This is a genomic window from Micromonospora sp. D93, assembly GCF_018070365.1.
GTDB lineage: Bacteria > Actinomycetota > Actinomycetes > Mycobacteriales > Micromonosporaceae > Micromonospora > Micromonospora ureilytica.
On sequence record NZ_JAGPXW010000012.1, the window covers coordinates 177048 to 188610 of the forward strand.

10 protein-coding genes are annotated in these 11563 nt (G+C 70.9%); 2 read left to right on the forward strand and 8 right to left on the reverse strand.

Translation table 11 applies throughout. The annotated features are described in order from the left end of the window. Positions 1 to 28: 28 nt before the first annotated feature. Positions 29 to 1390 carry an NAD(P)-binding domain-containing protein gene (locus KBX71_RS16570; protein ID WP_210818915.1) on the forward strand — a complete coding sequence of 454 codons (1362 nt, stop codon included), beginning with the start codon at positions 29 to 31 and terminating at the stop codon, positions 1388 to 1390. Between the two features lie 125 nt (positions 1391 to 1515). On the opposite strand, the gene KBX71_RS16575 is transcribed toward KBX71_RS16570, so the two are convergent. From KBX71_RS16575 to KBX71_RS16595, 5 genes are all read right to left on the reverse strand, one after another. After that, positions 1516 to 2490 (reverse strand): hypothetical protein, encoded by a 975-nt coding sequence (locus tag KBX71_RS16575; RefSeq protein ID WP_210818916.1) that lies wholly within the window; start codon positions 2488 to 2490, stop codon positions 1516 to 1518. Positions 2491 to 2496: 6 nt separating this feature from the next. After that, entirely contained in the window at positions 2497 to 3474 is a 978-nt protein-coding gene (locus KBX71_RS16580) for a serine protease (RefSeq protein WP_307847112.1), read from the reverse strand. 29 nt (positions 3475 to 3503) lie between these two features. After that, complete coding sequence (locus KBX71_RS16585; protein WP_210818918.1) at positions 3504 to 4001, reverse strand: CU044_2847 family protein; 498 nt, start codon at positions 3999 to 4001, stop codon at positions 3504 to 3506. A gap of 87 nt (positions 4002 to 4088) precedes the next feature. After that, entirely contained in the window at positions 4089 to 5471 is a 1383-nt protein-coding gene (locus KBX71_RS16590; protein ID WP_210818919.1) for a glycoside hydrolase family 6 protein, read from the reverse strand. Between the two features lie 218 nt (positions 5472 to 5689). After that, positions 5690 to 7084, reverse strand: a complete 1395-nt coding sequence (locus tag KBX71_RS16595; protein ID WP_210818920.1) for a PLP-dependent aminotransferase family protein — start codon at positions 7082 to 7084, stop codon at positions 5690 to 5692. Between KBX71_RS16595 and KBX71_RS16600 the strand changes: the two genes are divergently transcribed. Continuing rightward, on the forward strand, positions 7083 to 8054 hold the full coding sequence (locus KBX71_RS16600; protein WP_210818921.1) for a DMT family transporter: 972 nt from the start codon (positions 7083 to 7085) through the stop codon (positions 8052 to 8054). The genes KBX71_RS16595 and KBX71_RS16600 overlap by 2 nt on opposite strands. Here KBX71_RS16600 and KBX71_RS16605 read toward each other — a convergent pair. The 3 genes from KBX71_RS16605 to KBX71_RS16615 form a co-directional block, all read right to left on the reverse strand. Next, on the reverse strand, positions 8035 to 9318 hold the full coding sequence (locus KBX71_RS16605) for a cellulose binding domain-containing protein (RefSeq protein WP_210818922.1): 1284 nt from the start codon (positions 9316 to 9318) through the stop codon (positions 8035 to 8037). The genes KBX71_RS16600 and KBX71_RS16605 overlap by 20 nt on opposite strands. A gap of 213 nt (positions 9319 to 9531) precedes the next feature. Then, complete coding sequence (locus KBX71_RS16610; protein WP_210818923.1) at positions 9532 to 10677, reverse strand: alanine racemase; 1146 nt, start codon at positions 10675 to 10677, stop codon at positions 9532 to 9534. Beyond that, positions 10674 to 11563 (reverse strand): IucA/IucC family C-terminal-domain containing protein (locus tag KBX71_RS16615; RefSeq protein WP_305798227.1); only part of this gene is annotated, 890 nt, incomplete at its 5' end. The genes KBX71_RS16615 and KBX71_RS16610, both read right to left, overlap by 4 nt.

The following is an 11563-nucleotide window of genomic DNA, read 5'->3' on the forward strand; positions in this document are numbered from 1 at the left end:
ACAACTCTCGACACAGAGGAGACACTTGATGAACGCCCTGGATGACCTGCCCGTCGTGGTGATCGGCACCGGCCCGGTCGGCCTGGCCGCCGCTGCGCACCTGCACGAGCGTGACCTACCGTTCCTCGTCCTGGAAGCCGGCGACACCCCCGCCGCCGCGGTGCGGCAGTGGGGCCACGTGCGGGTCTTCTCCCCGTGGCGCTACAACATCGACCCCGCCGCCCGCCGCCTGCTCGACGACGCCGGGTGGGTCGCCCCCGATCTGGAGGCCCTGCCCACCGGCGCCGAGTTGGCCGACGACTACCTCCAGCCCCTCGCCGAGCTGCCGCAGCTCAAGCCGCACCTGCGCTACGGCGCCCGCGTCGAGGCGATCAGCCGCCTCGACCTCGACCGCCTGCGCACCGCCGGCCGCGACAGCACGCCGTTCCTCGTTCGCCTCGCCGACGGCCAGGAGGTGCTCGCCCGCGCGGTCATCGACGCCTCCGGCACCTGGGGCAACCCGAACGTCCTCGGCTCCTCCGGACTGCCCGCCCGAGGTGAGCGCGACGTCGCCGGGTATCTGGAGCACGCGCTGCCCGACGTCCTCGGGACCGACCGGGACCGCTTCGCCGGCCGGCACACCCTCGTCGTCGGCGCCGGCCACTCCGCCGCCAACACCCTGCTCTCCCTCGCCGAGTTGGCCGAATCCACCCCGGGCACCGAGGTGACCTGGGCGATCCGCACCACCTCACCGGCGCGCACGTACGGCGGCGGCGACGCCGACGCGCTGCCCGCACGCGGCGCGCTCGGCTCCCGGCTACGCGCGCACGTCGACGCCGGCCGGATCCGCCTGCTCACCGGTTTCGCCGTGCACGCCCTCACCCCCACCGACGGCCGGGTCAGCGTGGTCGTGCGCCATGCCGACGGCAGCGAAGAGCAAACCATCGTGGACCGCATCGTCGCGGCCACCGGATTCCGCCCCGACCACTCCATCGCCGCCGAGCTGCGCCTGGACCTTGACCCAGTCATGGGCGCCACTCGCGCCCTGGCCCCGCTGATCGACCCCAACGAGCACTCCTGCGGCACCGTGCCCCCGCACGGCGTGGACGAGCTCACCCACCCCGAGTCGGGGTACTACGCCGTCGGCATGAAGTCCTACGGGCGGGCGCCGACCTTCCTGATGGCCACCGGTTACGAGCAGGTCCGCTCCGTCGTCGCCGCCCTCGCCGGCGACTGGGCCGCCGCCCGCGACGTCCAACTCGACCTACCAGAGACCGGGGTGTGCAACAGCAACCCGGACGAGTCCGCCAACGCCGACGGTTGCTGCGGGCCGGCACTGGCCGCCCAGAACTCCGGACGTGGCCTGGCCACCGGTATCTCCGGCGGGCTACTCGCGCGTGTTGCTCCGTAACGCGGTGCTCACCACCGCCCTCACTGCCGACCCGGACGAAGACCAACGTTCGCGGTCACGTCACTGGCGTCGTCAGCCTGCGGGCCTGCCCGCTTGGACCGAACGCCAGCCACCGCCGGCGCTCGTCACTCCGGGCCGAGCGGCGGTAGCGGAGGGAGGCTGCTGGGTACGCTCGTCTGCCCTGACATGCCTCCATTGTGGCGACGTAGGTATTCCCGAAGGGTGTGGATCATTCCCTCCGTGGTCGAGCCCGAGACGCCCTCGATGTGGAGTTGGTCTGTGGCGGAGATACCCATCACCAGCTCGATGGCCGGCCGTCCTGCGACCATGAGCCGTAGGGTCTGCCTGCCGGTCACGTGCACGATGCCCCCGCTGGCGGTGGCGATCGGGATCGCCGTCGGGTTCGGCGGCATCGGTTGGCCGGGGGGCGGTGCCGCCTGGTTTCCAGGCGGGAGGAAGAAGTTCACGCGGTCACTTGCAGTCTCCAGCCCGTCCACGCTCTGCAGGTGGTATTCCTTGGTGGCGTCGCTGACCGTCGCGCCGGTGCGCATGTCGAGGGTGGCCTCGTAGGTCAGAAGCCGATAGTTCGACAAGTAGACGACCAGGATCTTGTAGAGCGAGGCGCGCAGGACGCCGTCAGCACCGCGGGCAATCTGGTATGGGACATCCGGCGGGAAGCCGTGGAAGACCAGAAGGTTCTCACCCCATTTGAGTGTGACTTCGCCCGGGTGGCGGTTCAATCGCCGACGGCCGGCGTCCGCTGCGTAGTTCTCACCCTCCTGCAGCCAGCCATCCATTTGACTGTCGGCGGCCCGGGGAAAGGCCGCGGCGATTCCCGAATTGTAGGCCGAGTATGTCCCGGCGAGCTTGATCCCACCGAAGATGACGGCCGCACCACCGCCGAGGAAGCCCAGGCAGCCGAGGCATGCCAAGCCTGCCAGGCCGCTGTCGGTGGAGGCACCGATGAGCGACAGGACGCCGACGACAAGGAGCAGACCGCCGCCGCCGAGCGCGATCAGGGCCCCGACGTACGAGGGTTTCTGCGGCACCAGGTTGAAGTACTTGTGCACCAGCTCTTGCCTACTGTGGTTCTGCGTCATGCCATCTCATCCCATGGATCGCCGATAAAGACTGCGCCAGGTCAGACACTCCGTCGCCGGGACGTGGCTGATGATTTCGGTCGCGCGGCCGGACGTCACGTGGCTTGCGGTCAGCTCGTGGTGGTCATCGCGACCTGACATCGGCAGACTGCGCAGGCCGTAGTAGTCCTCCCGGACCAGCGCCAGGAGCGCCTGCGCGTGTGCCGAGCCGGAGTCGAGGCGGCATGCTTCGCCCAGTAACCGCTCGATGCCGTCGATGACCTCGCCGGAGTGGTTCGCCGGGCGGACGCCTTGTAGCAGCACGATTGCCCAGTAGTAGTACAGATCCGAGCTGCGGCGGTGCCTGCTGTGCAGATCGGGAAGCCGATCGAGAGCCGCGGTGTAGCGCCGGGCGTTGAGGGACCGCAGCAGGGCAACGTAGTCGGGGTCTCCCGTGAGCGGATCGGCGAGCACTGCGGCGAGCCACGGCGTGCTCTCGACGATGGTGTCGTTTGGAATGACCCAAGCCGATCGTTCCGAGAGCGACCTGTCCGCGCTGACGACCATGCCGACCACGAGTCCCGTGGCCGCGTCCGTGGCGGCACCGCCGCTGAAGCCGGGCTCAACCCATGCCGTGTGGCCATGGACGGCGTCGATCTGGATCCACTCGCCGGTGCGGCTCGGACCCGACACCCGCGCTTGACTCCGACGCCCTTCCCGGCCGCGGTCCGGGAGCCCAAAGAGATCGAGGACCGCTCCCGCGGTGGGCCGGGTTGCCGGTCCCATCGGCGCGACGGCGTCCGTCGGGTGACCGGAAATGTCGATCGTGGCGATGTCCGGAATTGGGTTGACGTGCTTGTCGTACGCGCTGGGGACGGCTACGGCACGGGTGCCGGGCAGCGAGGCGACCCGACAATGCCGCTGCCCGGGCCCGATGAGGTGGGCGCAGGTGAGTGCACGGGTCGGCGTGACAGCGAAGCCACATCCCGTGGCCTCACCGATCACCTCCAATCGCCACACCTCATCGGCATAGGTCATGGCTCGCGGATGTCCGTGGAATCATCGCGCCGCCAGAGCAGCTCAACCGAGATGTTGCCCTCCACGGCCGAACGGGCGATCACAGCGCCGACCTCGGTCGTCAACTTGACTCCGAATCCGATCTTGATCTCGTCGGGACTCGACGCTTTGCGCAGATCGGCGAGTACGGCTTCGGCCGCATCGCGAATATGAGTCAGATTCGATTCGAAGAACTCGCGTGCGTCCCGAACGCCATTTACGCGCCGGCCGGCGGGAGTCGAGCCGCGCCGCTCCTCCTCCACCTCGACAATGACCGAGGTGCCGTCACGGACAACAAATCTGACCAGCTCGGTTTCCGGCATCGCTCCCCCAAAGTCGAGATCGACCATACCAAGATGGACGGTCGTCCATGACGCCCGAAAGTCCACCTTCGACAAACGCATGGCTGTCCGACGTGAGGCGTTGAGCTCGTCTGCGCCCAGACCAAAGTGCTGCCCGCCGCCGAAGACGGACACCAACGCCCCCGGTTCGTACCGCAGGACAGGGACGGGCCCGGCGCGGAGTGTGGTTTCTCCGCGCCGGGCCCGTCGCATCGGCTGGGGTCAGCTGGTCACGCAGGTGGCCGTCGTGCTCGGGCCGGTGCCGGTGCCCTGGAAGCCGAAGCTCGTCGACTGCCGGCCGAGGACCCGTCCGTTGTAGCTCACGTTGGTGAACCCGACGGTTCCGCTGGTGCCGCTGGCCTGGGCGCTCCAGGTGCTGGTGACCGCGCCGCTGGGCAGCGCGACGGTCACGGTCCAGCCGTTGATGTCCGACTTGCCGGCGGTGACCGTCACGCTCGTGGTGAAGCCACCGGCCCACTGGTTGACAGCGACCGACGCGTAGCAGCCGTCACCGGCTGGCGGCGTGGTCGGCGGCGTGGTGGGCGGCGTGGTCGGCGGCGTGGTCGGCGGCGTGGTCGGCGGCGTGGTCGGCGGCGTGGTCGGCGGCGTGGTCGGCGGCGGATTGGGCGCGCCGTTGGCCAGGCTGAAGGCCAGGTCGGGCTGGAACGAACCGGCCGTGTAGCGGCAGCCGTCCGCCTCTCCCGGCGGCTTCACCCAGAGGTACGCGTCGATGTTTCCGTCGCCGGTGTTGGTCGTCGGGTACTGCCCGATGCGCCGGTCGGTGTTGTCGTCGCCGCACCAGTCGCCGCTGGCGCCCCCGTTACGGCTGGTGTCGATGACCTGGCGCTTGCCCGAGATGCCCATGCCGTTGAGGGCGGAGATGACCGCGCGGCCGAAGTTCGCCTCGCTGGAGGTGGAGTTGTAGTTCGACACGTTGGTGAAGAAGCCGTCGGCGTACTGCACGCCGGCCGCCCGGAGCCGGTTGGCCGTCTCACCCGCGCTGTTCCAGGTTGAGTGGCCGCCGTCGAGGTAAACCTTGGCGTTGGGGTTGCCCGCCTTGATGGTCCGGGTGGCCGTCGAGATCGCCTGGTTGCGCGCATTGATCTCGGCGCTGCTCAGGCACGTCAGCAGGGCGAGCGAGTCGGTTTCCAGGATGATGATGACGGTCTGGTTGCCCAGTCCTCTGGCGAAGTTGGACACCCACGTCTGGTACTGGTTGAGGTCCGGCGCGCCACCGGCGCTGGCCCCGCCGCAGTCCCGGTTGGTGATCTCGTACACCGCCAGCACCGGGATCTGCTGCGCCGCGTTGGCGGTGCCGATGAACCCGGAGACCTCGGACTGCACGGTCGAGGGGTTGAAGTTTGCGAACCAACGGGCCTGCGGCTGACTCGCGATCTTGTCGCGGATGACGGCGGCACGCGAGTCACCGGGGTTGGCGGCGACCCAGCGGACGACTGCCGAACTCGGGTCGCGGTAGAGCGATCCGGACAGCGTGCCGGCGGAGGCGCTGCTGACGGCGAGGCAGACGCCGACGGCTGTGGCGCCCGCGATGACCGCCACGCTGACGGCCGCCGATCTGCGGCGAAGCGAGGAGAGGATAGCCACGACGTGTTGCCTCCAGATCACATTGACGTTTCTAAGTTTGTGGGAGCGTTCCCATGGACGGTAGCGGAGGCGCGCACCGCTGCCAAGGTGTAGAGACCCGTCGATGGCTTGGATACCCGAGTTTGTGTGCCAGGGCCGCACGGGGCCTGCGCGGCGCGGCCGCCGCCTTCGCGCGGATCGAAACCCGCCGCGCCCCACCAGTCGGTGCCCGGTGGACGCTATCGCCGGTCGAGTGCCGCGGCGAGCCGGCGGACCGCCTCGTCCATCAGCTCCGGCGGGGCCGCGGCGTAGGTGAGACGTAGGTGCGGCGCCGAAGCCTCGGCGGCGAACCAGGGTCGGCCGGGAAAGACGACGACGCCTTTGGCGGCAGCGGCGGCGGCCAACGCCACGTCGTCCGTGCCGTCGGGCAGCCGGACCCACAGGTGCAGTCCGCCGCGGGGAATGCCCTGCGGGGTCAGCGACGGCAGGTGCCGCGCCAGCGCGGACAGCAGCGCCGCACGGCGGGAGCGCAGCTCGTTTCGCAGGGTTCGGCGATGCCGGGGCCAGGCCGGTGCGGTGACGAACTCCAGCGTGGCCTGCTGCAGCGGCCCGGCGACGAAGAAGTCGTCGAGCAGTCGAGCAGCCCGCAGTCGGGTGCCGGCCGGGCCGCGAGCACCGATCGCGGCGATCCGCAGGCCGGGTGCGGCTGACTTGGTCAGCGAGCGCAGGTAGATGACGTGCCCGTCCGGGTCGTCTGCGGCCAGTGGCGGCGGCGGCTCGCCGTCGATGGTCAGGTCGCGGGCGTAGTCGTCCTCGATCAGGAACGCCCCGTTGTCGCGAACGGTGGCCGCGACCGCGGCTCGGCGCTGGACGGCGAGCGTCGCACCGTGCGGATTGGCGTAGAGCGGCTGACAGTAGAACAACCGAGCGCCGGTACGGGCGAACGCGCCGGCGAGCTGGTCGGGCCGCACGCCGTCGACGTCGGCGGGTACGGGTACCAGCCGTAACCCGGCCGCGCGCGCGGCGGCCAGCGCGCCCAGATAGGTCGGGGACTCCACGAGCAGGGTGTCACCGGGCGTGGTCAGCGCGCGCAGCGTCGACGACAGCGCGGCCTGCCCGCCCTGGCAGATCACCATGTCGTCGGGGCGCAGCCCCGTGCCGGCCTCGCGAGCGAACCAGGCGCGCAGATCTTCGCGCCCCTCGGCCGGGCCGCGCTCCCAGGAGGAGGGCTGGCGGGCAGCGCGGGCCAACGCCGCACCGAGCGGACCGGCGGGCTGGAGGTCCGGCGCCAGATAACCACCAGAGAGCGGTATAGCCCCGGCGGGCGGTAACGCCAGTAACGCCTGCATCTCCTCCTCGCCCGGCCGGCGGGGGCCGAGGGCCACCGTCTGCCACGACAGGTCCGGTGCGCTCCGTTGGTCCGGCCGACTGGCCACGAACGTGCCCCGGCCCGACCGGGTCTCGATGAGCCCCTGGGCAACGAGCTGTCGGATCGCGGCGGCGACCGTGACCGGTGAGGCGTGGTGGCGGGCAGTCAGCTCGCGCACCGAGGGCAGGCGCACGCCGGGTGCCGCCCGATCGATCAGCCTCCGCAGATCCTGCACGACAGGATCAACAGCGTTACTGTTACCCATGACGGCACAGAGTAGCGCTACTCACCCTACGGCAGTAACAGCGGGACGGGGCGCCGGTCTCGCCCTCGGCGCGCTGGGAGTGCTCGCCTTCAGCATGTCGCTGCCGGCCACCCGCGTCGCCGTGCAGGATCTCGACCCGTGGTTCGTCGCTTTCGGCCGGGCGGTCGGCGCGGCGCTACTGGCGTACGCGTACCTGCGGTTCACCGGTGCACCGCCGCCCACCCGCGGGCAGTGGCGGCGGCTCTCGATCGTCGCGCTCGGTGTCGTCGTCGGCTTTCCGCTGTTCACGTCGCTCGCGCTCACCACGCAGACCTCCGCGCACGGCGCGGTCGTCATCACCGTGCTGCCCGCCATGACGGCCGTCTTCGCGGTGCTGCGATCGAACGAGCGTCCGCCGCCGTTGTTCTGGATCGCCAGCTGCGCCGGACTGCTGTCGGTGCTCACGTTCCTCGCCAGCAGCGGTGCGGTGCACGGTGCCCCGTCCCTGGCCGACCTGTTCCTGCTGGCGGCGGTCGTGCTCTGCGGCCTCGGGTACGCCGAGGGCGGGGTGCTCGCCCGCGAGCTCGGCGGCGCCCGGACGATCTGCTGGGCGTTGCTGCTCTCCCTGCCCGCCACGGTTCCCATCGCGGCCGTCGCGGCCGTCGCCCGTCCCCCGCAGGCGGACGCCGTTGTCTGGTCGGCGTTCGGCTACCTCACCGTGATCTCGATGTTCCTCGGCTTCTTCGCCTGGTACGCGGGTCTCGCCCGTGGTGGCATCGCCAAGGTCGGCCAGATCCAGCTCGCCCAGCCGGTGCTGACCCTGATCTGGTCGGCGCTGCTGCTCGGCGAGACCGTCACACATGCTTCGGTCGTGTCGGCGGTGGTGGTGCTGGCCTGCGTCGTGCTGACCCAGCGCACCCGGGCCGGGTGGGCCCGGAGTCAGTTGACCCCGGGCCCTCGTGCTGCCCCGGTCAGAGGCTCGTGCAGGTGACGTTGCTGGGTGCGGTGGCGCCGTTGCCCGTGGCGGTGAAACCGAAGTTGGTCGAGGCGCTCGGGCCCACTGTGCCGTTGTAGGCGGCGTTCCTGACGGTGACGCTGCCGGTGGTGCCCGTGTTGGTGCCGCTCCACAGGCTGCTGATGGCCTGGCCACTGGCCAGGGTCAGACCCACGGTCCAGCCGTTCAGGGCCGTGGTGGAGTTGTTGGCCACTGTCACCTCGGCCTGGAAGCCGCCCGGCCAGGTGTTCAGCGTCCGGTAGGTGGCGGTGCAGGCGCCGGGTTCACCGGTGGGCGGCGGAGTGGTCGGCGGGTCCGTGGGCGGATCGGTCGGCGGCGGGGTCGTCGGAGGCGTGGTCGACTCGAACTGGCTGAAGAACCTCCAGATCTCACCCGAGGTCCAGGTCCGCGAGTCGTTGGGGCTGCCCGACCCGTCGACCGGGCTGGGGGTGTGGTCCCCGTCGAACGCCGCCCACTGCACGGGGTAGCCGGCTCGGCAACCCGCGTAGGCGGTGGTGATGTGGGTGAGGCTGCCCCGGCTCGGCTCGCGCGGGCTCTGCGCGGTACAGCCGTTGTTTCGGACGAACGTGTCGCGCAACTGCCGACCCTGGGAGATGTTCAGCACGCTGTCGTAGATGCCGTGGATGCCGAAGTAGGCGACGGGCTGGGTGCCCCCGTTGCACCCGCTGAGGTTGGCGCCGGACAGCACGGTCACCGCGCGGATCATCGTGGGCCGGGCACAGGCCACCGCGTAACTCATCGCCCCGCCGTAGCTCCAGCCCAGGGCGAAACGCTGGGTCGTGTCCACGCAGAGGTCATTCTCGATCTGCCGGGAGATGTCGTCGAAGAGGGTCAGGTCCCGACCGTTGGTGTTCGCCCAGCCGGCGTTGAGACCCTGCGGGGCGACGAAGATCGTGCTGTTGTTCGACAGCGGCTGAAGCCCGTAGTAGCCGGCCGAGGTGACGTTGTTGGCCGAGCCGTTCAACCAGTGGAAGCCGAAGATCAGTCGGTACGGGTGGTTGCGGTCGTACCCGTCCGGGATCCGCAGGTTGTACGTACGACTCTGTCCGCTGCTCTGGATCGTTCGCGTTCCGCTGGCGAGCGTGGGGGCCTTGCCGCAGCCGGCGGTCGCCGCGAGGGTGCCGTTGGTGGCGGCCACCGCCGTCGCACCGAAGCCGCCGCTCAACACGCCGCCGGTGGTGGCCGCGAGGAGAAGCGCCGCAGCCGTGATGGATGGGAGGAAGAACCTACGTCTCAGCATTGCTTGGGCTCCTTGCCGTTCGACGACCAACAGTGGTCGCCTGGCATCAACGGGGGGCCCGGACTGGTCACCGATCGGAAAGGCGGCGGGAGGGGAAAACCCCTCGGCGCGTCTTCGTCCGCTGGCTCGGGTGACCGGGAGCGTGCCCTTCACTCCCGGGTCGAAAGATAGCATGTTATCGATAACACACCGAGCCAACCGAGCCTCTCGGGCTCACGTCCCAAACGGCCGGGCCGCCCACTCGGCGGCGACTTCCCGCAGGTCACCGGTGCGGAAGTGCGGAGGCTCGTGCAGCAGGAAGTCACGGTGGCTGATGTTCCAGGCGTACGCACCGGCCATGGAGAAGGCCAACACGTCGCCCACGCCGATCGGCCCGGCGGTGGCCGACCGGGACAGCACGTCCTTCGGGGTGCAGAGTTGCCCGACCACGGTTACCGGCCCGCCGTCGGTACGGGGACCGCCGGCACCACGTCGGGGGTGCACGGTGAACGGCTGCGCGTGCCCCTTCGCCGCAGGTGTCCGCAGATGGTGTGTCCCGCCGGCCACCACGACGAACCACTCGCCGTACGAGCGCTTCACGTCGATGACCTCGGTGAGGTACGCCCCACAGTGGGCGGTCACCGACCGGCCCGGCTCGATGCGCAGCCGCACTCCCGGGTGCCTGTCGACGACGTCCGCCAGGGCCCGGCCATAGCCCTCCCAGTCGAAACGCGCGGCCGGGTCGGTGTAGTCGACGGTCATGCCTCCGCCGACGTCGACCTCGACGGCGTCGACCTCGGCCACCGCCCAGCCGACCACGGCGGCGGCGACGGTCGCGGCGAGCGGCGCGTCCAACCCGCTGGCCAGGTGGGCGTGGATTCCGCGTACGTCGATGCCGGCGGGCGGGCGGCGGGCGCACGCGACGGTGTCGGCCGGGTCCATGCCGAACGGGCTGGGCCCACCGCCCATGACCAGGCTCGCGCCCGGCGCGTCGACCGGCAGGTTCACCCGCAGCAGCACCTGGGCCGACCGGCCCGCTGCGGTGGCCAGCGCGCCGAGTCGCGCCAGCTCGGTGGGCGACTCGACGTGGATGCGACGCACCCCGGCGGCGAGAGCGGCGGCGAGGTCCTCGTCGGTCTTGCCCGGCCCGGCGTACGCGGCCGGCGCCCGCCCCGGCAGCACCTCGGCCAGCCTCCGCAACTCACCCCGACTCGCGGCCTCGAACCCGTCGACGATCGGAGCGAGGGTTCGCAGCACACCGGGATCCGGGTTGGCCTTGACCGCGTAGAGCAGCTCGACCGACCGGGGCAGCGCCGCCCGGATGGCTCGGGCCTGCCCGGCCAGCGCGTCGAGGTCGTGGACGTAGACCGGTCGGGTCATCGTGGCCCACCCAGCGGGTTCGGCACCGGCACGAACGGTGCGGCCCGGTCGGCGTCGCGCCGCCACCGGACCAGCAGGTTCGCCTTGGCCAACAGCGGCTCCCCGGTCAGCAGCGCGCGCAGCTCGGCTGGATCGCCGAGGTCGGCGGCCACCGTCTCGACGACGGCCCGCAGCTCCTGCCACAGCCGCCGTTCGATTCCCGGCCGCGCGTCGGCGAGTGCCCCGCTGATCCCACCGAGGTGGTTGACGAACAGGCAGTAGACGATCCGGCGGTGGGCGGCCCGGGGACCGTAGCGAACCTGCGCCGGGACGCCGTCCGGCCAGGCGCCCCACCGGTCGGCGTCCAGTTTCACCCCCTCCAGGTCGCGCAGCAGCATGCGTACCGGGCGGCGATCCCGGTCGAGCACGACGACCACGTTCTGTAGGTGCGCCTCGTGCACGACGCCGTGGCTGAGCCAGCTGCGCAGCACCGCCGGCACCAGCAGGGCGACGTACGCGCGCCACCAGGCCACCGGATCCGGTGTCACCAGCGGCGTCGCCGCCAGCGCCGCCGCCAGCACCGGGGTGTCGCCGGGACGCAGGTGCGGACGCAGACCGGCGCGCAGGATCGTCCCGTACGCCTCGTCCGGGCCGGGGACGTCGACAGTGCGGTAGGCGGGCTCGGCGAGCAGCCCCACCCCGTCCGGCAACGGCACCCGGGCCAGCAGGTCGGTCAGCGCCACAGCGCCGGTGAGTTCGTAGCGGGCGTTCTTGCGCAGGCAGTTGGTGATCCGCACGTGCAGGCTGGTCTTCACGAACAGGTCGGCCTCGGGGGCGTAGAGAGTGCGGACGCTCGCCGTGGGTCGTACCGGCACACCGGCCGCCCCCAGGTCGCGCAGCCGTGGGT

Bases quoted from the DNA above. Each gene is read 5' to 3' on its own strand.
- KBX71_RS16610 (WP_210818923.1), bottom strand. From the start codon at position 10,677: ATGACCCGACCGGTCTACGTCCACGACCTCGACGCGCTGGCCGGGCAG.
- KBX71_RS16600 (WP_210818921.1), top strand. From the start codon at position 7,083: ATGACGGCACAGAGTAGCGCTACTCACCCTACGGCAGTAACAGCGGGA.
- KBX71_RS16595 (WP_210818920.1), bottom strand. From the start codon at position 7,084: ATGGGTAACAGTAACGCTGTTGATCCTGTCGTGCAGGATCTGCGGAGG.
- KBX71_RS16575 (WP_210818916.1), bottom strand. From the start codon at position 2,490: ATGACGCAGAACCACAGTAGGCAAGAGCTGGTGCACAAGTACTTCAAC.
- KBX71_RS16605 (WP_210818922.1), bottom strand. From the start codon at position 9,318: ATGCTGAGACGTAGGTTCTTCCTCCCATCCATCACGGCTGCGGCGCTT.
- KBX71_RS16570 (WP_210818915.1), top strand. From the start codon at position 29: ATGAACGCCCTGGATGACCTGCCCGTCGTGGTGATCGGCACCGGCCCG.